We start from the raw sequence: 23,008 nt of genomic DNA, 5'->3' as shown, positions 1-23,008 counted from the left end.
TTAAAGGCGATCGCCAATTTGTGTATACTCGGCACTGCCAAAAATTGCTTCAGGGTGACGATAATACTTAAACTCCATGAAGTTGTAAAAAGGATCTTCTAAAAAGAAAGTGCGATGCTCTAAGGGAGAATCGACAAAGCGGTGTTTGGGTTCTTCTTTAAAAAGGAGTTGTCGCTGTTGCGCCCTTGCTAGTAAGTCCTCCCAATCATGTTCTGAAGTAAAAATTATCCCAAAGTGTCTTGGGTATATTCCACGCTGAGGTGTCAGTGGTTCTTTTGTAACATGAGCGACTAGTTGATGACCGTAGAGATTGAGAATTAAGGCGTTGCGGTTTTCCCGTCCAGGAGTGCAGCCTAAACCATCGACATAATATGCTTTTGCTTGGGCAATATCTGTGACGGGAAAGGCTAGATGGAATAACGTTTGGTTCATTGCTTGTGTGGGTTAAGATTGGTCTACATTTTGGGACATTTTGTGGAATCACTTACTCATTAATTCAATGGTGTTGCACCAATCGCCTAATGCAGCCTAATCAGTTAATAATGTATCCAGGTTCAAGATATCTCGTTTCAGCTCAACCCAACCCTGAGGTTGACACCTCACAAACCCACAAGCTTCACAAACAACAAATTGAAGGGGTAAATCTCCCCAATTTACAAACTCAATTGCATTGATAAGCTGAACACTACCATCCCACAGTTGTGTAACGGAAACTACAGACTGACCAGAAGATGTAAAGTCCAATTCTGCTTTTCTAGTTGTAGGATCTGTTAATTGCCACATATTTTCTCAATACCTAAATATGTTCCATCAGGCAAGGGTTCTACAAGAGTGAAAGTAAGCACTAATGGTGTATCACTTCGATTATTTCCGTAGTTTGGATTTTGTTGACGACCACGTTTCGCTTCTCCCATGACTACCCTTATGATAGGTTTGCTGCTGGTGGTAATTCGGCTATATCATCGCTGGATGGTTTGGGACTTGGTCTGAGTGGAATAGGACTTGGGGAAGAACCGCCACTGTCATCTTTGTTATCAATACCTTCGCCCAATATAAAACGCCTGAAACGATGAACTTGAATGAAACTACCGAGTTGGGCTGTGTTCTGCTGTAGCAGATCTTTGACTGTGATATGAGGATCGCGAATGTAAGGTTGATCTAGCAAACTCATTTCTTGTAGACGTTTTTCAATTCGTCCTTGAACAATCTTTTCTTTGATGTTCTGTGGCTTGTTTGCCAAATCATCCCGCCCCATTTCGATATCCTTTTCCTTTTGAGCAACTTGAGCGGGAATTTCGTCTACGTTCACGTACTCAACGTTTGGGCAAGCTGCAACTTGCATGGCTACATTCCGTGCCAGAGTTTGAAACTCGCTACGATCTGCGACTGAATCATTCTCAGTGTTCAGTTCGACTAACACACCAACTCGACCACCAGTATGGATATAGCTGTCTACTACCCCTTTTGTACCTTCTGCCAGTGCAAATTTGGCGAAGCGACGCAGTTGGATATTTTCACCAAGTTGACCACTAGTTTGCTTGATGAAATCTTCTACCTTAACACTTTCATCTTCAATGTAAGGTTGAGCAAGCATGGCCTCAACACTCTCAGCAGTCGTTGCTTGCTTCGCCAGATTTTGAACCAGACCTTTGAATGCTTCGTTACGAGCAACAAAATCTGTTTGGCAGTTGACTTCTATGAGCACACCAACCCGACCTCCGGGTTGAATGTATTTATCCACCAGACCCTCTGCTGCAATACGTCCTGCGCCCTTATCGGCTTTGGCGATGCCCTTTTGTCGCAGCCACTCAATAGCTTCTTCCATGTCACCATCAGTTTGTCGCAGTGCCTTTTTGCAGTCCATCATACCAGCACCAGTTTTTTGGCGTAGCTCTTGGACGAGTTTTGCAGATATTTCCGCCATGTTGCCCCAATTCCTACCATTACGCTCACAAATATAGTTTTGTGAAAAGGCACTCTTTACTCAGTTTAACCTCAACACCAATTTTCCAATGTATTTGCTTTGTGCGAAATGCAAGTTCTATTCATTGTGCAAAAGCTGATCTGGAAGTTGCTGCAAAACCCTTTCAAATGGCACGGTGTTATTGAGTCCCCGCGTTAAAACGAGCGCACCTTGAACTTGGATCACCGCATCCTCTGCTCGTTGACGTGCTTGTGTTTTAGGCAAACCTGCTTCTTCTAACACCTGCGCTAAACCATCAATCCAAGCATTAAGCATTTGATTTACTTGCTCATGAAATAAATCGTTGGAATCGCCAAGACTAAATATCGCTAACAGACACGCATCGCGCCCACAATTGTAAAATTGCTTGAGACTTTCATTCATAGCCTGAATGCGCTTTCTTGGTTCACCCGAACGGTGTAACGGTTCGAGGATTGCTACTCCAAACCACTGACTCACATATTCCAGCACCGCCTCTGCCATCTCCTGTTTTCCTTTGGGGAAGTGATGGTATAAGCTTGCTTTACCTAACCCAGTTGCTTGAGAGATTCGAGACAAGGTTGCTCCTTCATAACCATACTGACGAAACACGTTGACTAATCGCCGAGACGCTTCAATTTTGTCCATCGAATTTTTTCTTTAACCTGTTGACATTATACCGAATAATCGGTACAGTAGAATTGTACTGAATGTTTGGTACAAAAAGATAAAGATATCAAGCACATTGCGGAAAACATTTATTTCCAAGCAATATTTTGTTGTGTGTCCTGTTATTGTACCGAACGTTATATTAAAAATTTGAAATCAGGAGAATTTGAGAGCTATGTCCACATATCGCACAATTGAGATTGATAGTCTCCATATTTCCTACCGTGAAGCAGGTTCACCACTATCTCCAACAATCGTTTTGCTTCATGGCTTTCCAACTTCATCGCATATGTTTCGTAATTTGATGGGTGCTTTAGCCGACAAGTTCCATCTGGTTGCACCTGATTACCCTGGCTTTGGTAACAGTTCGATGCCAACGGTAGATGAGTTTGAATACACCTTTGATCATTTGGCTGAGGTGATGGAGAAATTTATTGAAGCGCTTGGATTGAAAAAGTATAGCCTTTATCTAATGGATTATGGTGCCCCAATTGGATATAGAATTGCAGCTAAGCATCCAGAGCAAGTTGAAGCGCTCATTGTGCAAAATGGAAATGCTTATGAAGAAGGACTTCGCGAGTTCTGGGAACCGCTTAAGGCTTATTGGAAAGAACGTACACCTGAGAATGCTGACAATTTGAGACAACTTCTCACCTTGGATGCAACCCAATGGCAATATACTCACGGAGTCCGCAATCCTGAATCGATTAGTCCTGACAACTGGAATATCGACCAGCCGTTACTTGACCGACCTGGAAATCGTGACATTCAGTTGGCGCTATTCTACAGTTACGGTTCTAATCCACCGTTGTATCCCCAATGGCAGGAGTACTTCCGCAATTATCAACCTCCAACATTAGTCGTTTGGGGCAAGAATGACCAGATTTTTCCTGCTGATGGTGCTTATCCTTACCTACGGGATTTGAAAAATATTGAATTTCATTTGCTTAATACAGGGCATTTTGCTCTAGAGGAAGACGGTGAAACCATTGCTTTGCTGATTACCAATTTTTTGACGAAACAACTGCAACTCTTAGCTGCTTAATTTTCACTCTCTACCGGAACAGTATTACAACTTACGTATTGACAGGAAAGACAATAAGTGCATAAGAAGAAAGTAGAAAAAACAGATGCGTGCTGTTCGCGTAAGCGCAAAGCGCCCGTTTCATCAAACCCGGAAAAACTGCGGTGCCTCATTACAAGTAACGGGTTTAGAGTCAACGTTGAAGCGGAAAAATCGCCCAAATTGTCAACTGGTATACAAAAATCACAACTTTTCATGGGGCGATTTTTCCGGAGGCTGGCAGATTTTTCTAGGTAAAAGCCCAACCCCGCAAGGGGTACGCGCAGCGTGTCCCCTTGGGACTCAGCGTAACCCTTAGACTTCTGAAGCCGAGCATGGGGGGTGACTCCCATGCTTAGGTTAACGGTTTCACTTGTCACTTCTGCTGCACGTACTTCTGCCTTCTCGTCATTGATCTGTTGCAAGCGACACAACCCTCGTTTTTGTGTCTACGTATTTCTCTACTCAAGCATTTTCAGGTTTCGTACCGCGCCAGTATCCGCGCTAGTCGCCAGCAGTGCATAAGCCTTGAGCGCCGCACTCACCCGACGCTGCCGGGGCAGCGCAGGCTTCCAGGCATCTTTGCCCTTCGCTTCCATTGCAACACGACGGTTGGCTAATTCCTCCGCCGATAGATCCACATTGATGCTGCGATTGGGGATGTCGATCCGGATGCGATCGCCGTCCTTGACCAGAGCAATGTTGCCGCCCGCTGCCGCCTCCGGAGAGGCATGACCAATCGAGAGTCCCGAAGTACCGCCTGAGAAGCGGCCGTCGGTCAATAATGCACAAACCTTGCCCAGACCCTTGGATTTAAGGTAACTGGTTGGATAGAGCATTTCCTGCATACCAGGCCCACCACGCGGACCTTCATAGCGAATGATCACCACGTCGCCTGGTTCCACTTCATCCCTAAGAATTCCTTTGACAGCGGCATCCTGACTTTCATAAATGCGCGCCCGACCTTCAAACACATGAATGCTTTCGTCTACGCCTGCGGTCTTGACAATACAACCGCGCTCAGCTAGGTTGCCGTATAGCACAGCAAGTCCGCCCTCGGTGCTGTAGGCGTTTTCGAGGCGGCGGATACAGCCGTTTTCCCGATCCAGATCGAGTGAGGGCCACCGGGTCGATTGACTGAAAGCTTGCTGAGTTGGAATACCCGCAGGACCGGCTTTGAAGAAGGTGTGGACGGCTTCGTCATCGGTACACATAACATCCCAGTGAGCGAGCGCTTCCTTCAGCGTTTTACTGTGGACTGTCGGCACGTCCGTGTGGAGCAGTCCGGCACGATCCAGCTCCCCGAGAATACTGAGGATGCCGCCGGCACGGTGGACATCCTCGATATGATATTGGGGTGTGTTGGGTGCTACCTTGCACAGTTGTGGAACCTTGCGCGAGAGGCGATCAATGTCGGTCAAGGTGAAATTGACATCAGCTTCGGTGGCGGCGGCCAGCAAGTGCAGAATGGTGTTGGTGGAACCGCCCATGGCGATGTCCAGCATCATGGCATTTTCAAACGCTTTGAAACTGGCCACGGAGCGTGGTAGTATCGATTCATCGTCCTGCTCGTAGTAGCGGCGGGTAATGCTGACAATGGTTCGCGCGGCGTTGAGGAACAGATCCTTACGGTCGAAATGGGTCGCAAGCACGGTGCCGTTGCCTGGCAAAGCCAGACCGATGGCTTCGGTTAGACAGTTCATTGAGTTGGCGGTGAACATGCCGGAGCAAGAGCCACAGGTCGGGCACGCAGAACGCTCATATTCTTCGACAACCTCGTCGCTGATAGTGTCGTTTGCGGCAACCACCATGGCGTCCACCAAGTCCAGTTTGTGCTCCGAGAGCTTCGTCTTGCCAGCTTCCATGGGACCGCCGGAGACGAATACTGCGGGAATGTTGAGACGCAGGGCTGCCATCAACATACCGGGGGTGATTTTATCACAGTTGGAAATGCAGACCAGGGCGTCGGCACAATGGGCGTTGACCATGTACTCGACTGAATCGGCGATGATCTCGCGCGAGGGCAGACTGTAGAGCATCCCGTCATGGCCCATAGCGATGCCATCGTCCACTGCGATGGTGTTGAATTCCTTGGCGACACCACCGGCGGCTTCAATCTCACGGCACACCAATTGGCCCAGATCCTTCAGGTGAACGTGGCCGGGTACGAATTGGCTAAAGGAGTTGGCGATCGCAATGATTGGCTTCTCGAAATCCGCAGTGTGCATTCCGGTGGCGCGCCAGAGTGCGCGGGCACCGGCCATATTGCGTCCCTGGGTGGAGGTTTTGGATCGATAGGTCGGCATGGCACATCCTATTTGTCTAAGAATTCTTAATAGTCTAGACTTTATTGATATCAGATATTTGCCTGCTGCCTTTGATACAATGACCAGTACAAACCTTTTTGCCGCAACAAATCCAAATGATTTCCGCGTTCAGCGATAACTCCCTTTTTGGTAATAGTGACATTCAGTTGGCGCTGTTCTATAGCTACGGTTCTAATCCACCGTTGTATCCCCAATGGCAAGAGTACTTCCGCAAGTATCAACCTCCAACATTAGTCGTTTGGGGCAAGAATGACCAGATTTTTCCTGCCGATGGTGCTTATCCTTACCTACGGGATTTGAAAAATATTGAATTCCACTTGCTTAACACAGGACATTTTGCTCTTGAGGAAGACGGTGAAACCATTGCAATGCTTATCACCAACTTTCTGACGAAACAATTGCAACCCTTAGCTGCTTGAGTTTTTTGTAGGGTGGCATTGGTCACCAATATCTCAAAGGTCTACTACATATATAGGCAATGCCCATCTAAGATCTTGCATCATTCTCAAAACCCTATGGCTGACGCCATAAGCATCTGGCGTTGGGCATTCGCACTCAGAGACAGCTTGTGTGTGGGTTTTAACATCACCTATAGCAGTCCTAAATCATATGCCCTACGGGCACGCTACGCGCTCCGTGAAACTAAGTCAAACTCTTTTATTCTCCTGTGCGCCCTCTGCAAAGGCGTGCGGTTCATTAAATCAAAATCTTTTTCACAAATCAAATAGAATTGCTATATCAGATCGCCATTTTGCTAATCTAGGAGTGGTGCTGGGTCAAATGGATGAGTTAAATGCTGAAAACAAAACCTGTGACAACCAACCTTATCAGCCCGAGCGAACTCAACCAACGGTTGAATAAATCTCTGGTGTTATCCAGTCGGCAAATTGGCTGGAAAGGGATCTTGGTTGAACAGTATCAGAATCCTCCGACTCCAAGTGAAACTGAACTTCCTGCCCTGTCAGATCATTGGCTCAACTTACCCCTGGGACACCCCGTCCATTTGACCCAAAAGCGTGACGATTGCCTGCATGAATCAATCGTTCAAAAGGGTGACAGCATCTTTGTTCCTGCTGGACAACCCAGCTACTGGCGCTGTCGGGGAAGTGGTACCTACCAGCCAGCGCTGCACATTCACTTGAAACCGGAGTTGATCACGCAAGTTGCAGAAACATCTGAGTTTGATAGGGATGGGATCAACCTCGTGAACTGTTTCTCTAAGCAGGATTTACACCTTCAGCATGTCGCTATGCTGCTCTTGGCTGAGTTAAAGTCAGGCGGGATGATGGGTCAATTATATGTGGAATCATTGACTCAGGTATTAGTCATTCATCTTCTACGACATTATTCCACCTTCACGCAGACAATTACGTCCCAGAACAGAAGCTTAACTCACGCTCAATTGCAGCAAGCGATCGACTATATTCACACTCACCTTGACCGAGATTTATCACTGGTTGAAATTGCAGGAGTCATTAATATCAGCCCCACTTACTTTGCCAGTTTGTTCAAACGCGCCACAGGTATTTCTCCTCATCAGTATGTCATTAAACAGCGGGTGGACCAGGCAAAGCTGCTGCTGTTGACAACGGATTTGGCGATCGCCGACATTGCATTACAAGTGGGTTTTTCCAGTCAAAGCCATCTGACTCAACACTTTAAACGCCTCACTAGAATGACACCGAAACAGGTTCGCTAAAACCATAAGAATCTGATAAAGCGTTGTAAGAATCTGAAAGAAGTCGAGCATTGGAACTCAGTACACTTCAGACAGATAGGGCATTGTTAGACATTTCAGGAATAAACCACTGTAGCTTCCTTGCCCGTTCCTTCAACTCTTCATAACAAGGTTATGGAATACATCCGCCATGTTTTTTAAACTAATTTTAGCTGTTATAACCGCAGTAAGGACTTAGACATAATGAGAAAGCAACTTATTAATCCGCCACAACTCTATGATGGAAGACCACACGGAATGTCCCATGCTGTTATCGATACCGCATCGGCTACCGTTTACATTTCTGGTCAAGTTGACTGGGACGTGAACTATCAAGTCTCATGCCATACCGTCGAGGGGCAACTCTCGAACGTGCTAACGAACCTAAAGGTCGTCCTAGATGCATCGGGAAGCTCCGTAGAGAATCTGCTTAGCCTTCGCATCTATGTTCGTGGTGAACTTGGAGAATTTATGGGGACTATCGCACCAATTATCGCGCAATTTCTGGCAGAATCGCGCCCCGCTCTTACTGGCATTGGTGTTTCCTCACTTGCCTCTCCAGAAACATTGGTTGAAATTGAGGCAACAGCAGCACTTAAGTGACCAACTGATTTCCGAAATTCGTGTTTATTTAGATGGCAAGCTACAAGTGTTGTTAAAGGCACCGGGCTATGCACTCAACGAGATCGATCTGGTTCTGATTACCCATATCCATACTGATCACATCGGCAGTCTGGTCGAAGGCGGTCAACTGATGTTTCCTGCTGCCACGGTCTATGTCGGCAAGTCTGATGTCGATTTTTGGCTTAATCCTGCCAATGCAGAACGATCGCAGTTCGACCGCAAATATTTCGACGAAGCGGTCAAAAGATAGGACATTTTTAGACATCTGAGGAATAAACCACTATAGCTTCCTTGCCCGTTCCTTCAACGCTTCATTAGGAGGTTTTTAGCGATGCAATTTTTAGGTGAAACAAAAGAACAATCTACAGAACAATCTACGGCGGCTCAGGTTTTTGCTGACCATCTCGCACTGATTACAAAGGATATTCAAGCCTGGGTAGACCTATTTGCCGAAAATGCAGTCGTTGAATTTCCGTATGCTTCTGCTCTCGGTTTACCAGAACGTAAGATAGGCAAACTTGCCATCTACAACTATATGAAAGACGCTTTAGGACAGATGCAAAATTTGGTATTCACGAACATTCGTGCCTACCCAACGTCAAACCCTAATGTTCTATTTGCTGAGGTGCATGGGGAAGCCGTAATTGTCGCTACAGGTCGTCACTATCAGCAAGATTATGTGATGCGACTGGAAACCAAGGATGGCAAGATCATCCACTACCGTGAATACTGGAATCCTGTCCCCGTTCTTGATACGTTCGGTAGCACACAAAATTTGCGTCAATCTTTTCATGCAGAGTAATGCAGAGGAGAGGATAGATATGAAAATTGTGATTGCAGCCGCATCCGGCAATATTGGACGACGCACCGCAGAGAAAATCATCCAGGCTGGAGCTGAAACTATTCTTCTAGCACGACATCCAGAGAAGTTGACTGATTTAGTGGCTCAAGGTGCCACGGTGAAGCCAATCAGCAGCGATGATACTCAAGGGTTAATCGAGGCAACGCAAAATGCGGATGCTTTGTTTTGGCTGACTCCACCAAAACTCGATGCACCAAGCTTACGCGACTGGTGTATTCAGACCGCAATGGCTGCAGCTAAAGCAGTGCGTGAAAACGGTGTCAAGCGAGTCGTCAACATTTCTGGCATTGGTGCGGGTTCAGCATCAAACTTGGGTACAGTTTCATTTGGTGGAAACGTCGAATCGATCTTCAACCAAACTACAGCAAATGTGGTGCATTTACGTCCCGGCTATTTCATGGAGAATTTTCTAGATCAAGTTGAATTCATTCGGCGAGACGATACCGTCTACTTTCCCTATGCCAGTGACCACGATATTCCCTGGATTACTACTGACGATATCGGCGATGAGGCAGCAAAATATCTACTCAATGATGGTTGGGCAGGTCATTGGACTCGGAATTTAATGGGACCGGAAAATTTAACGCTGTCTGAAACAACTGCTGTTCTTTCACAAGTGCTCAATCGCCCGATCAAATATGTCCAGGTGACTATTGAATCGATCCAGCAGCGCCTTGCATTGAGGGGCGCAACGCCTGATGTACAACGAGAGTTGAGCAATCTGTTTCGTGCCCTTGGCAATCCTGATGGAGTTTATGCGACAGTACGAACACCTGAAGCAGTGACACCAACGACGTTTGAGCAGTTTGTAAAAAACAAACTATTTCCAAACAATCTTCTCAATGCCACTACCTAATAATCAGGAGGTTCAGCGTTATGGTTAACACTATGAACGTTCATTCCAAAACTTACAAGGTGGGTGATGTCACCATTACTCGTGTTACCGAGCAGGTAATCAATCTTGCACCGGAAGTTCTTTTGCCTGATTGGAACCCAGCAGTGGTGCAGGAACATCAAGACTGGCTGGTTCCGGGCTGCATGGACGAGACTCATGAACATTTTATTCTGAGCATTCACACTTGGGTGGTAAAGACCCAACGTCATACGATCCTGATCGATACTGCTTCCGGCAACGACAAGGAACGTCCGCTCAATCCGATTTTTCACCATCTTCAGCTGCCCTATCTGGAGCGGCTTGAGGCTGCTGGTGTCACGCCAGAAGCCGTTGACTATGTCCTCCTGACGCATTTGCATGTGGATCATGTCGGCTGGAACACGCGGCTCGTCGATGGTCGCTGGGTTCCGACGTTCCCAAATGCCAAATATGTGTTCCCGAAAGTGGAGCAAGACTATTACTCCAGCCCCGCCAGCCATAACGACGTTAATATACCGAGCCTCGGCGTTTACGAAGACAGCGTTCTGCCTGTTATTGAGGCCGGGCTGACCGAGACGATCAGCAGTGGCGGCGGTGAGTTTATCGATGGACTGTCGTTTCTCCCCACACCCGGACACAGCATCGGGCACATGTCGATCAGTCTTACATCGCGCGGGGAAGAAGCGCTGTTCAGTGGTGACGTGATGCACCACCCGATTCAAGTCTACCGCCCGGAATGGAACTCTGTTTTCTGCGAATTTGCTGACCAAGCACGCGCCTCGCGGCTCTGGGCACTCGAATATGCCGCCCAACGGGGCGCTACCTTCTTCAGCACCCACTTCCCCAAGAGTTCTGCCGGGCTTGTGACGCGCAAGGGCGATCAGTTCGATTGGCGCTTCATCTAACTCAACATCTGCACGCACGCCGGTTCTATATAATTTGACAAATCAGCGAAAACGTGGTATTAGATATTTGCCTGCTGCCTTTGATACAATGACCAGTACAAACCTTTTTGTCGCAATAAATCCAAATGGTTTCCGCGCTCAGCAATAATTCCCTTTTCTAAGACTAAAATTAAATCAGCCCGCTTGAGAGGGGCAAAACGGTGGGCGATGAGAAACACGGTGCGGTTAGCGGAAACTTTTTGTAAGTTTGCCAGCACTTGCTGTTCTGTTTCGCTATCTAAAGCACTGGTTGCTTCGTCTAAAATTAGAATTGGTGCTTGGCAGAGAAATAATCTTGCCAAAGCTATACGTTGACGTTGTCCGCCAGATAAAGCTGTACCTCGTTCCCCGACATTGGTTTCGTATCCGTGGGGTAATTCACTGATAAAGTCGTGAGCAACGGCATTTCTTGCAGCTTCTACGACTTGTTCTGAGGTGATGTCGGGATTACCAAGAGTTATGTTATCTAAAATAGAACCGTTGAATAAAAAGTCTTCTTGCAGAACAACAGCAATTTGTTGGCGCAGTGAAGCTAAATCAGCGCTTTTAATATCGAAACCATCAATGAGGATGCGTCCTGATTCAATTTGATAAAGGCGTTGCAACAATTTAGAAAGGGTACTTTTGCCAGAACCACTGCGTCCAACAATACCAACAAACTGTCCTGATTGAACTGAGAAGGAAATTCCTTTTAAGACAGGTTCTGTACTTTGTCGGTAGCGGAAGAAAACTTGCTCAAAGCTGACTTGACCTTTGAGGGATGGTAAAACTAAACCAGTGCCTGGTTCAGCTTCTGGGGCTACGTTCAGAATATCACCAATCCGGTCTACCGAAAGCAGCACTTGTTGAAAAGTTTGCCAAAGCTGCACAAGGCGTAAAAGTGGTGCTGTGACTCTACCTGAAAGCATTTGAAATGCTACCAGTTGACCGACTGTTAACTTTTGATCTATAACAAACTTGGCTCCAAACCAAAGAATCAGCAAGTTAGAAAAATTCGTGAGGAAGTCAGCGATGTTGCTGCTGATGTTAGAGGTGGTAGAGGCTTTAAAACCTGTGCGGACGAAGCGAGCAAATAAACCTTCCCAGCGATCGCGTGCTGCTGGTTCTGCTGTATGTGCTTTAACTGAATGAATTCCGGTAATTGTTTCGACAAGAAATGATTGACTATCAGCACTGCGGTTAAAAGTTTCGTTCAACCAGTTACGAAGGATTGGCGTTGCAACAACCGTCAAAGTGGCAAATAATGGTAGAACTGCCAAGGCTACAAACGTCAACGGGATATTGTAGTAAAACATTAACCCCAAGTAAACCACAGCAAAAATGCTATCCAAAACCACAGTTAACGCCGTACCTGTGAGAAACTGGCGGATTTGTTCGAGTTCCTGAACTCTTGCAACTGTATCTCCTACGCGGCGAGATTCAAAATAAGCTAAAGGTAACCGCATCAGATGGCGAAACAGCTGTGCTGATAAACTTAAATCTAGGCGACGGGCGGTATGGGTAAAAATAAATAGTCGCAGAATGCCGAGAATTGCCTCGAAAATTGCTGTAAGCAGAAGTGCGATCGCCATAACATCAAGAGTTGGCAAACTCTCCTGCACCATCACCTTATCAATGACGACTTGAGTAATCAGTGGTGTTGCTAACCCCAAAAGCTGTAATGTGAAAGACGCCAGCAACACTTCTGTCAATAATCCTCGGTACTGCCAAACGGCTGGGGTAAACCAGTTGAGGTTAAATTTTTCTTGCTTTTGAATGACTTCTACTTGCCATAACTGCCCATTCCAGCTAGACTCAACAACTGAGCGTGGTAAGCTTTCGCAGGTATTGTTCGGATTTAGGGGATTTGCGACAATCAGGCGATCGCCTTTAATCGCATACGCTACCACCCAACTTCCTTCTTTCTCTTCTGATGTTTCCCAGCGTAGTAAAGCTGGAAATGATAATTGTCGTAATTCACTCCAACTGACTTGCAGGCGTCGCAGCACAAATCCTAACTTTTCTGCGGCTTCCACAAGATGTTTTGGTTGCTGTCCTCGCAGTTGACGTTGTACCCATTCCAGTTGTACAGGATTGTCTAACTGTTGCGCCACCATTGTTAAACACGCAGCACCCGTGTTCCAGTTAGAGACGAATGGGTATGTTGACACAGCAGAAGAGAGAGTGGGAGAGTGAGAAAGTGAAAGAGTGTTAGCCAAGCGAGCTGTAGGCTGGGAAGATTTTTCTTCTCTTCCTCCCTCAGAGGCTCTTTTACTCCCATTGTCCTTCTTGTCTTCTTGATTCCCTAACCAAAATCCTTCAATTTGTGGCGTGGAAAGTTCTGCCCATGTAGCTGTTGTCCAGCGCACCACGACGACTTCTTTGCTAGCGGCAATAGCTTTGCACTCTACAGAAAACTTGTTTAAGTCACCGAACCAATCTCCTGGCTGTAGCGTTACCAAAGACTTACCGACGCTTTCTTCCCGCAAACGGATCTTACCAGAAATAATCAAGAACTGGAAACCACCCGTTTCTTGTGACCAGATTTTTTCTCCCAATTTGTAGCGAAGAGTTTCTGACACCTGTTGCATTTGGCTTTGGTGTTCAGGAGTTAGCCAGCACAGTGGTGGTTGATTCCAAGGTAAAGATGCTAGCACGCTATTTTTTGAAGATTCCTCATCTAAAAGTTTTAATTCACCTGCAATTTTACCGTTAGTTTTTGAATTTTCTCTGCTAGCCATTTCTCAAACAACTCATTTTGTAGTGCTTGCTTTAGTTGAGTATCTTCCAACGATGCTGGCAGAAATTGTTCCACACGAAACAATCCATAACGTCCTTCCAGTTCTATTGGTCCTACCAACTGTTGGGGACTGGCGATATCAATAACTGCTCTTAGTCTATCTGGCATTGTTCCCCGACTTACTGGTCCCATCATACCGTTCACAATTTTGTCATCTGCAAGTGAATATTCTCGAGCGAGTTGCTCAAAGCTTGCTCCTTCTTCGATTTGAGTCTGTAGTTCTTCAGCCAATTCCTGACTTTCAACAAGAATTCGCGAAACTACCACTCTATCTAAATAAATTTTACGTTCAATGAAGTATTCTTGTAGCTTTGATTCTGTGATAATAGCTTTTAGCTTTTCTACCTTAAAACTATAAGCAACTGATGAGTGAAAGGTATCATAATTCGTTCCATTACTTAGTAACCATTCTTGAAATTTTTCAGGGTTTGTCAATTTCTTTTTGAGCCGGAAATCAATTATTGTCTGTTCGGTTAACGCAGAACTAATGAGTATATCTTCTCGTGTTTGTAGTTCTTGTTCGATAATGTATTGGCGAAGAATGTCTCCTATAAATTGCCCTAATTTTCCTGATGCTTGCAAATATTTTACTGCCTGTCCATAAGCAATTGGTTTGTCATCTATGGTTAAAAACGATGAAAATTCCATGAACTTAAAAAGTTAATGAACGAAAAAACAACATACAGCTTTTCTTAAAAAGAAATTGCATTTTAGTTGACATTTTTGGAGAAAATATTGTGCGGTCATCCTCAGTAGTCTTAAGTCAAGGTGATTATTCGACGGTAAGATGACTAGTGCAAGAACTCAGAAATCAGAAGAACACATAAATCAGAACGCACCAAGTCAGAATACATCCTTATAAATAGAGAGAACTTTGAGCACAGAGCAGCGCCTTGCAGAGCCAGTGCTCTTTTGAAGAGTCTAGTACAGCGCCTCCAAATAAAGCTACTATCCAGAAAAGTCAAAACCCTTGCTTATCAAACTTGTTGAATTTCTCCGGATTGCGAATTTTGACTGACTCGATAGTGGTACTAGTGATTTCTGTTGTCCTGCACGAGAAAAAACTCAAGATTTTAAAAACAAATTAAATGATATTTGCCCATATCCAGGCAAATAAAATTGCTGTACTTGCACCTATTAATGTGTTGAAAATGTTCACCACTTCATTCGTCAGCCAGGTATAGCGGGATTGTAGTGTTGCACCAATCACACTTTCCAAATTAGTGGCAATAAACGCCGCTACAACACACCAAAGGACGCCGAACAAATCTATCAAACCCACTCCCCAACCGAGGAGTGCCTGGGCAAGTGACGCGATCGCACCAGCTAAAGTTCCCTCCAAACTAACAGCTCCTTCTGTTCCCCGTGGTACTGGTTGTAGTGTGGTAATCAGAAAAGTGCTTTTACCATAAGCTTTACCTATTTCGCTGGCACAGGTATCAGAAAGCTTTGTACTAAAACTCGCTACGTAACCTAGCAACAACAGGGTAACAAATGTGGAATATTGATTTTGAGACATAGGAAGAATTCCCGAACTGATCACCCATACTCCTAACGCACACAAAGCCGCAGTTAAAGCAGAACCCCAGACATTTTCTGGTCCTCTAGCACCAGAACGTTTTTCTGCTATTCCCTGTGCTTCTTTTTGCGCCATACCTACGCGCGTGATCAAAGAACCAACAAGAAAGTAGAACATAACAACTACATATCCCTGCCATCCGAGTGTTCCCCAAATCAAGACGCCAAGTACAACAGCGTGAAATAATCCGGCTGGAGTCAGCAGCTTTTTGGGCACAATCCAAGCCAACAGTAGCAAAATAGAGTTCAATCCTACTCCAACTAGCCAAGGACTCAAAGAATTCATAGGGAAAAACATTGTAGCAACTAATCTTTGTTATGAGTATTTTGTCAAAGTACCAATAGAATAACTAATTTAGAGCAAGTTTGATGACTGACTACAATCTTTGTTTTCCACCTTGTTAACTACCGTACAATCAAAGTATCATATTTTACTCTTTTTTGAAGAGACAAATTCTATTAATTTTTCAGCAAAAACACTCTTTAAATCGATTTCAATCTATGAAGAATCAGTAAATTTTTTCTATTTTTTCAGTAAATTTCTACATAAATAAAATTTTTACCTGAAAAGAAATACGATAGTAAGGTTGATGCAATATATACAGTTGGTATACCCATTAACCTATGTTAACGACTTTTTCTAAAGGCTTTTTAGAAACTGCTCAAAACTTAAATATAGGTGTCAATCTTCAAGTATCTAGTGATACATTAATTCCTGGTCATAGCAATTTCTACAGCTTTACTCTGAAAGGTCGTAGTAGTTTTAACCTTGATTTAGAAGATTTGCACGAAAATGCACAAGTAGATTTGATTCGAGATCAAAATAGTAATAGTTTGGTAGATGACGATGAAGTCATAAATAGCTCTATTTTTAGTACCATAAACGCTCAAGCAATTAACCAAACCTTAGATGCGGGTTTGTATTATATCCGAGTCTCTGTTGATGAAGGTTTAGAAACTGATTACAAATTGGCTTTTTCAGCAACGCCGATTGACTATGCTGGAGATTCCTTGCAAGCTGCACGATATATTAGTGCTAAGTCCAAAACGAAAAATTATGATGACTGGGTAGGTTTATCAGATACAAATGATTACTACAGATTGAAACTGAAAACCACCAGTGCTTTAAAATTGGGACTTAGCAGTCACAATGATGATGCAGCGCTGCAATTACTAGATAGCAATGGCAACAGACTCACAACGTCCCTGAACGTTGGCAGCACAAATGAACCAATAAATCTCACCTTAAACGCAGGTACATACTATATACAAGTCAACTCGTACGAGAACAGTGAGACTTTCTACAAAATAAGCTTGTCAGCAACCCGCGTATCCGATAGTCAAACAACACCGACTCCCACTAGCACATCATCCTCCAGTTCTGGGGGTACACAGCAGCTGACTCCTTGTGTGATCACATACCAACTCCTTGATAGCAAAACGCAATATGTTAAAGGAACTCTCCGGGCAGATACCTTTACTTATCAATCTGCATATAATCGGACGGTATACTCTGGCAATAGCAACGTTGACTATGGTAGCGGAGGGCGAGACTTACTGAATCTATCTACATTTTCTTCTGCGGACGCCACAATTAAGTTGGTAGAGTATACAGGAGGTGTGTATACGGGGGGTGTCAAGTATAACTCAGGTAATGGCGATCGCCGATTTGATGCCATAAGATTAAGCAACGGCAAAGAAATTTTGTTTGAGGGCATTGAAGCCATTCAATTTAAAGACAAAACAATCAACTTATCAGTGACACCTAACGATCCTCTGTTTGGACAGCAATGGAATCTACATATGATGGGTGTTCAAAGTGCGTGGCGTTTGACGAAAGGTTCCAACAATGTACTGATTGGAATTGAAGATACGGGTTTGGCTGCGAATGGTAATAATATTCACCCCGATTTACGTTCCCCAAATTTATTAAGTAATAACTACTTGGATGAAATGAGTTACACCACAGCTCATGGTACTTCAATTCAAGGAGTGATTGCTGCGACAAGCAATAATGGCGTTGGGATAAGTGGTATCAACTGGTATTCTGATGTTTTCCATATCGATGTTATGGGTGGTAACACTGGAGATTACAATTTGGTGAGTGCGACACAAGCATTGATTAATCAAGCAAAGAGTAAAAATCAGCGTCTGGTTGTGAACCTCAGCTTGACTGGTGGTAACTCAGCGCAATTTGAGGAATTGATTGACAAGAACAAAGATACAGCCTTGTTTGTCATTGCTGCGGGAAATAATAATGGTAATACTCTTGAAAGTCCTGCCAACTTAGCGACAAAGTATAGTAATGTTGTGGCGGTAGGTGCTTCTTGGGGACTCAAAGACTGGAATGGAAATTCAACAACACCTGGAACACGTATCTCTTATCAAGGAGCATGGGGTTCCAACACAGGAAGTGGTTTAACTCTGACAGCTGCATCTGAGTATATTACAACAAAAGCTACTAAGTCCTCTAATGGTTTTGAGTTCGGTTTTACTAATAATGATGAGCGTTTCTTTGGCACTTCTGCAGCAGTGCCAAATGTGGTAGGAGTTGCTTCATTAGTATGGAGTGTGAATTCAAATCTCACTGCGACTCAAATCAAGTCGATTTTGTCACAAACAGCTTACGACTTAGGTACACGGGGCTATGATACAGAGTACGGTTCTGGGTTTGTGAATGCTGATGCTGCTGTGAGAAGAGCAATAGCTCTTGTATAGGGTTCCAAAATGTGTTCTTTTCATATGTTGCTAGCGATGTCAGCCGCTAATTAAAGGCTCATATCTTTTACTAACGTGTTAATACTGGAATTTTACGTTTTTAATAAACATATATTTTTTTCAAATAAACAAAAAATAAGGATTATTAGTCTTAACATCACGGTTTTGTTTGTGTATATTTACACGAATAGGGTGTAGATGCAAGATATGAGCCTCCGACTAGCGGCGATTTTGGCTGCTAATAACAAATGAAAGAAGCACATTTTTTTCACTTTCTGGAAGCCTTGCTACATAAGGGTGATAGGATGTGTATCTTAGGAGTTAATGGCATTTTTTCGGAAATGCCATTTTTACTTTTGTAGCTTTATCCATGTCTGAGTGAATTTCATGAATGTGAAAACAACTAAAGAAATGCACATTAACATTTCAGATAATTTGAAAAAGCAGTTTCATACTACCTGCGTTATGCAGGGGAAAAAGATGAATCAGGTCGTCCCTATCGTTAATCCAGCAATGGCTTAGGGCAAACGAAGTTTTACAAACTGATAGTGAAATAGGTAAGAAGTTACCACCTAAATCCTGTTGAATAACCTCGCAAATAACAAAGTTAATTATGTCATAAAAACTTTTCAAGAGAAATATAATATAACTGGAGCTAATTAATTTATGCAGCAAAAAATCTTGATTTTAGCAGCAAATCCTAAAGGCACAACACCGTTGCGTTTGGATGAGGAGGTGCGTGAAATCGATGCTGGACTTAAGCGAGCGTTGCATCGCGATCAGTTTTTCTTAGAGCAGAAGTGGGCAGTGCGACCGAGAGATATTCAGCGAGCGATGCTGGATATTAATCCGCAGATTATTCATTTTTCTGGGCATGGGACGGGAGATGAAGGTCTGGTATTTGAAGACGAAACAGGTTCGGCAAAGCTAGTTGATGGAGAAGCTCTAGCGGGATTGTTTGAGCTATTTGCAGAGCAAATTGAGTGTGTTGTTCTTAATGGCTGTTACTCAGAGGTACAGGCAAACGCGATCGCTCAACACATTAACTATGTGATTGGTATGAGCAAGGCAATCGGAGATAGAGCTGCAATTGAATTTGCTGTGGGCTTTTACGATGCTCTAGGAGCAGGAAAGCCTGTTGAATTTGCCTACAAATTTGGTTGTGCTGCAATTAGGTTAGCAGGTATTCCAGAGCAACTAACCCCAACTTTAAAGAAGAAGCCTTTGAATGGATCTAAAGACCAGCCTCAAATCAGCGGTATTTATCAAGACGTGCTTGGACGAGAACCTACAGATTCTGAGGGTAAGTACTATGTTGATTTGTTAGAAAAGGGAGAAAAATTAAATTCGATTCGTGATTGGATTACCAAAACTTCTTCACTTCTACAAGATGGTAATATTATTTCATTAGAATGTCTAGGGAACCTGCATACTGGTTTTAAATTTTTAGATTCTCGCATAAAAAATAATAATGTAAGCTTAGCTTCTAATATTGATGCTCATACTAAATGGAAGGTACACGTTATTAATGATGAAGTAGTTGCCTTAGAAAACCAGGGAGTAATTAATGGTTCAAAATGGTTAGATGGTATAACACACAACGACTCTGTTAATTTAGCTCCTAACACAGAAGGTGGCTATACAGGCACAAAATGGAGAATCAATATAATTGGTGATGGAGAAGTTGCCTTAGATAATCAGGGAGAATCAAGATGGTTAAATGGTTTAACAGAGAACGGCTCTGTTAATTTAGCTCCTCGCATAGGAAATGACCATACAGGTACAAGATGGAAAATTTTTAAGCACTAGTCTAAACAGCTGCATGAAAGGGTATTTTATACTAGCGTTGGCTTTCAGTTTTGTGGATTCGATAGTTCATTGTATGACCCTGCTTTACTTCTCTCGCTCTTTGTAAGGAGTTCCAGAATGAGCAGAACAGGAATATACGAACCCTTTTGTAAGCCATTAATAACCAGTAGAAAAGATGGTAAAATCTAACCTAAATCCACTGAAAATTTCCCTAAATTTTCCTTGCGCCACTTAGCATCTGCTTTACGATTTGTCCGCAACTCTAAAACTCGAATTCCTTTGCTTGGGAGTGGGTTTAATCTAGAGAGCAACTGCTCCCAAGAAGTTATCAATTCATGCTCAACATTGTAAGTCGCACAGAGTTGAGCGAAATCAATATCTTGCGGAGTTGCAAAAAATTCTTCAAATGGTGGCTCAAATTTGGAAATAGATAACATTTCAAAAATTCCACCACCATTGTTGTTAATCAACACAATAGTTAAATGTCCAACAAACTTATTTCTGATTAAAAAACCATTGGTATCATGTAATAAGGCTAAATCACCTGTCAACATGACACTACTTTGTTGGTGATGAGCAATCCCCAAAGCAGTGGACAATGTGCCATCAATGCCATTCGCACCTCGGTTAAAAAAGGGTTGCACTTGTGAGTGAGTTGGTTTCCAGAAAAATTCAACATCCCGCACCGGCATACTATTGGCAATAAAAAAGGGTGTTCTTGGTGGTAAAGTCTGAGAAAGTAACCAAGCAGCTTTGCCTTCAAATAACTCCTCTATTGTTGCCAAAGTTTGATCAACACTTGCTCTAACTTTTGCTTCTGCTGTACACCACAGTTGAAGATACTCACAAGAAGATGAGGAAGCAACTCCTAATTTTGTTAGCGCAGCGGGACGCAGTCCATTTTGAATTTTGTTAGCGCAGCGGGACGCAGTCCATTTTGAATTGTTTTCTCCCCATCTCCCCAATTCTTCTATGCTCATTCGTAAGTGAATTGTCTTACCATGAAGAGGGTCGAGATTTTGGTCGCTGTTGTCAATGATCCAGCGTTGTGCTTGGGTAGAAGTTAACCAGTTACGTAATTCCTTACTTGTGGGTAATTCACCAATTTGAATCACGACTTCTGGTGCGAGCTGTTTTGCAAATTCCTGATTGCGTAAAATCAGGTCATAGGTAGAAATGATATAAGGATTAAGGTCAGCATAGTTTCTCACAGGAGAGAGTCCTTCTGCCAAAACTGGAAATTTTAAGGTTTTGGAGAGTTGGGCGATCGCACGACAATACTCTTGTGGTTTTTGTGGTTTCGCAACACCAGCGATGATAATTCCTCGTTGAAATTGTAACCACTCTTGAAAAGCTAGAGGTGAAGAAATGGGAATGTAGGAAGATTGCGAAGTGCTTGTGATGTGAGAGAAGAAATCTTCTGTGTCAAATTGAGACTGTAATAATTGTAGAGACGTTGTATGCAACATTTCTACATCAGGGATGGGTGCGAGGGGATCGCGAAACGGAACATTGAGATGCACCGCCCCAGGTACAGGAGTTTGTGAACGTTCCCAGGCATAAATCATCATTTGTCGTAGATAAGCCAGCATTCCTATATCCACAGAAGGAATTGCTAACTCTGTCTGCCAATTTGGATAATTGCCGTATAATTTTACTTGGGTTATGGTTTGACCAGAATGGCAATCTCGTAACTCAGGCGGTCTATCTGTGGTAAACACCAACAGAGGTACGCGACTTTCTTTTGCTTCAATCACCGCTGGGTAAAAATTCGCTCCTGCTGTCCCAGAGGTGCAAACAAGTAGCGTAGGGCGTCCGGTCACTTTTGCTTGACCCAAGGCAAAAAAAGCTGCGGATCGTTCATCAAGAATCGAAATTGCTTCAATATCGGGTGATTGTTGGGCAAAGGCGACTGCTAGAGGTGTGGAACGGGAACCCGGACAAATCACGACACAAGTTAATCCTAGGCGCTTTAATGTCTGGGTAGCAATCGACGCCCATACAGTGTTAATGTTTCTAAAATCAATTGCCATCAACCTTGAAAGTCTAAATGTCCTGAGTTTTCAGTTCTAAGAAGAGGGTGTTATTTGAAATTGTCTGGTGAGTTATCTCATCATTCTCATTTTCTGGTATATTTCAACCAACCTTTCTATCGTAGATTAATCAGGAAAGCCAATACGCTACTGAATACAGAAAGTACTAACTCAGGACTGTTTTTTTATGGACTGCATTCATTTGACGGGAATTCGCTGCTATGGCTACACTGGCTATCTGCAAGAAGAACAGGTGCTAGGACAATGGTTTGAGGTAGATTTGAGATTATGGCTGGATATCTCAAAAGCTGCCAAAACTGACGCGATAGAAGATACTATCGATTACCGTAGCACTATCAGCTTGGTGAAACATTTGGTAAAGACATCAAAGTTTTCTCTGATAGAACGATTAGCAAGCACTATTGCTGATTCTATATTAGAATCGGGCGATCGCGTGACACAAGTTCAAGTTATTTTGAGGAAACCTGCTGCACCTATTCCAGACTTTGATGGCACAATCAGCATTGAATTAACTAGAACTAAATCTCATGCTGTTTAACCACAATTAATTTTTTTTGTCAAGACTACCTACACTTACACGCCTAAAATGGGAGAATTGATTTTTGAAAGCGGTAAGTAAATATCTTGGACTATTCTCAACAAGAGTCCAAAAACCGGGTTTGGATAACCATATATTAAGGTTTTGACGAGCAGGCATTCTCAAGAAACCTGGTTTTTCACTTCATGCAAGATGTGAGCAGCCCGACTAGCGGCGCGCCACCCGCTACAAATGAAACAAACACCTTTTTCCCTGACCCCGAATATCTGAGTTGAATCGGTTGATTTATAAGGCAATTTCCTGTTTCTTTACCTACTGAATGTGATACCAAAACGCAGTATCTGTAGCAATCAATTGAGCGTAGCAAATTTATTATTTTTTCGTAGTTTTTAAAGTTGGCATTTTGGCAGTTCCTTTGAAACAGGACTGCTATACATAGTATTAAATTTCAGTTATGAGCTTGCTTAAAAACACATATATAGATAGACTACAATATGTCTCAATTGATTT

At 43.6% G+C, this 23,008-nt stretch carries 20 protein-coding genes; 11 read left to right on the top strand and 9 right to left on the bottom strand.

The features are described 5' to 3' along the window. The 4 genes from DP117_RS06010 to DP117_RS05995 form a co-directional block, all read right to left on the bottom strand. Entirely contained in the window at window positions 1-432 is a 432-nt protein-coding gene (locus DP117_RS06010; protein WP_169217418.1) for a VOC family protein, read from the bottom strand. A 96-nt stretch (window positions 433-528) separates the two neighbouring features. Continuing rightward, a complete protein-coding gene (locus DP117_RS06005) occupies window positions 529-783 on the bottom strand; it encodes a hypothetical protein (protein ID WP_169217417.1) in 255 nt (84 codons plus the stop codon). 139 nt (window positions 784-922) lie between these two features. Next, on the bottom strand, window positions 923-1,924 hold the full coding sequence (tsf, locus tag DP117_RS06000; RefSeq protein WP_169217416.1) for a translation elongation factor Ts: 1,002 nt from the start codon (window positions 1,922-1,924) through the stop codon (window positions 923-925). Window positions 1,925-2,041: 117 nt separating this feature from the next. Further along, a complete protein-coding gene (locus tag DP117_RS05995; protein WP_169217415.1) occupies window positions 2,042-2,590 on the bottom strand; it encodes a TetR/AcrR family transcriptional regulator in 549 nt (182 codons plus the stop codon). A 196-nt stretch (window positions 2,591-2,786) separates the two neighbouring features. Between DP117_RS05995 and DP117_RS05990 the strand changes: the two genes are divergently transcribed. Beyond that, window positions 2,787-3,656 carry an alpha/beta hydrolase gene (locus tag DP117_RS05990; RefSeq protein ID WP_169217414.1) on the top strand — a complete coding sequence of 290 codons (870 nt, stop codon included), beginning with the start codon at window positions 2,787-2,789 and terminating at the stop codon, window positions 3,654-3,656. Window positions 3,657-4,135: 479 nt separating this feature from the next. On the opposite strand, the gene ilvD is transcribed toward DP117_RS05990, so the two are convergent. After that, a complete protein-coding gene (gene ilvD / locus DP117_RS05985; protein WP_169217413.1) occupies window positions 4,136-5,980 on the bottom strand; it encodes a dihydroxy-acid dehydratase in 1,845 nt (614 codons plus the stop codon). Between the two features lie 116 nt (window positions 5,981-6,096). Here ilvD and DP117_RS05980 point away from each other — a divergent pair, with 116 nt between their 5' ends. The 7 genes from DP117_RS05980 (at window position 6,097) to DP117_RS05950 (ending at window position 10,983) form a co-directional block, all read left to right on the top strand. Beyond that, on the top strand, window positions 6,097-6,420 hold the full coding sequence (locus DP117_RS05980) for an alpha/beta hydrolase (RefSeq protein WP_248277544.1): 324 nt from the start codon (window positions 6,097-6,099) through the stop codon (window positions 6,418-6,420). Between the two features lie 374 nt (window positions 6,421-6,794). After that, window positions 6,795-7,700 (top strand): AraC family transcriptional regulator, encoded by a 906-nt coding sequence (locus DP117_RS05975; RefSeq protein ID WP_211175945.1) that lies wholly within the window; start codon window positions 6,795-6,797, stop codon window positions 7,698-7,700. Between the two features lie 222 nt (window positions 7,701-7,922). Further along, the gene (locus DP117_RS05970; protein ID WP_169217412.1) at window positions 7,923-8,321 is read left to right on the top strand and encodes a RidA family protein; all 399 of its coding nucleotides are present in this window, start codon (window positions 7,923-7,925) and stop codon (window positions 8,319-8,321) included. Further along, on the top strand, window positions 8,296-8,592 hold the full coding sequence (locus DP117_RS05965; protein WP_248277543.1) for an MBL fold metallo-hydrolase: 297 nt from the start codon (window positions 8,296-8,298) through the stop codon (window positions 8,590-8,592). Before DP117_RS05970 ends, DP117_RS05965 begins: the two co-directional genes overlap by 26 nt. Window positions 8,593-8,673: 81 nt before the next feature. Then, complete coding sequence (locus DP117_RS05960) at window positions 8,674-9,144, top strand: nuclear transport factor 2 family protein (RefSeq protein WP_169217411.1); 471 nt, start codon at window positions 8,674-8,676, stop codon at window positions 9,142-9,144. Window positions 9,145-9,163: 19 nt separating this feature from the next. After that, window positions 9,164-10,060 (top strand): NAD(P)H-binding protein, encoded by an 897-nt coding sequence (locus DP117_RS05955; RefSeq protein WP_169217410.1) that lies wholly within the window; start codon window positions 9,164-9,166, stop codon window positions 10,058-10,060. Between the two features lie 20 nt (window positions 10,061-10,080). Continuing rightward, entirely contained in the window at window positions 10,081-10,983 is a 903-nt protein-coding gene (locus DP117_RS05950) for an MBL fold metallo-hydrolase (protein WP_211175944.1), read from the top strand. Between the two features lie 59 nt (window positions 10,984-11,042). Here DP117_RS05950 and DP117_RS05945 read toward each other — a convergent pair whose 3' ends face one another. The 3 genes from DP117_RS05945 to DP117_RS05935 form a co-directional block, all read right to left on the bottom strand. Then, the gene (locus DP117_RS05945) at window positions 11,043-13,742 is read right to left on the bottom strand and encodes a type I secretion system permease/ATPase (protein ID WP_169217409.1); all 2,700 of its coding nucleotides are present in this window, start codon (window positions 13,740-13,742) and stop codon (window positions 11,043-11,045) included. Further along, window positions 13,691-14,449: a peptidylprolyl isomerase gene (locus tag DP117_RS05940; protein WP_169217408.1), complete on the bottom strand. Its 759-nt coding sequence runs from the start codon at window positions 14,447-14,449 to the stop codon at window positions 13,691-13,693. The genes DP117_RS05945 and DP117_RS05940 overlap by 52 nt, the downstream gene beginning before the upstream one ends. Before the next feature lie 436 nt (window positions 14,450-14,885). Beyond that, window positions 14,886-15,677: a TIGR00297 family protein gene (locus DP117_RS05935; RefSeq protein ID WP_169217407.1), complete on the bottom strand. Its 792-nt coding sequence runs from the start codon at window positions 15,675-15,677 to the stop codon at window positions 14,886-14,888. A gap of 326 nt (window positions 15,678-16,003) precedes the next feature. Here DP117_RS05935 and DP117_RS05930 point away from each other — a divergent pair, with 326 nt between their 5' ends. Beyond that, window positions 16,004-18,097 carry a S8 family serine peptidase gene (locus DP117_RS05930; protein ID WP_169217406.1) on the top strand — a complete coding sequence of 698 codons (2,094 nt, stop codon included), beginning with the start codon at window positions 16,004-16,006 and terminating at the stop codon, window positions 18,095-18,097. 666 nt (window positions 18,098-18,763) lie between these two features. Continuing rightward, entirely contained in the window at window positions 18,764-19,906 is a 1,143-nt protein-coding gene (locus DP117_RS35985) for a CHAT domain-containing protein (RefSeq protein ID WP_248277542.1), read from the top strand. Window positions 19,907-20,091: 185 nt separating this feature from the next. Here the strand turns inward: DP117_RS35985 and menD are convergent, their stop codons facing one another. Continuing rightward, window positions 20,092-21,939 carry a 2-succinyl-5-enolpyruvyl-6-hydroxy-3-cyclohexene-1-carboxylic-acid synthase gene (gene menD, locus DP117_RS05920; protein ID WP_169217405.1) on the bottom strand — a complete coding sequence of 616 codons (1,848 nt, stop codon included), beginning with the start codon at window positions 21,937-21,939 and terminating at the stop codon, window positions 20,092-20,094. A gap of 187 nt (window positions 21,940-22,126) precedes the next feature. On the opposite strand from menD, the gene folB reads away from it, so the two are divergent. After that, window positions 22,127-22,498 (top strand): dihydroneopterin aldolase, encoded by a 372-nt coding sequence (folB, locus tag DP117_RS05915; RefSeq protein ID WP_169217404.1) that lies wholly within the window; start codon window positions 22,127-22,129, stop codon window positions 22,496-22,498. Window positions 22,499-23,008 lie beyond the last annotated feature (510 nt).

The organism is Brasilonema sp. UFV-L1 (assembly GCF_012912105.1).
Lineage (GTDB): Bacteria > Cyanobacteriota > Cyanobacteriia > Cyanobacteriales > Nostocaceae > Brasilonema.
This window is presented reverse-complemented; position numbering and strand designations above follow the sequence as displayed.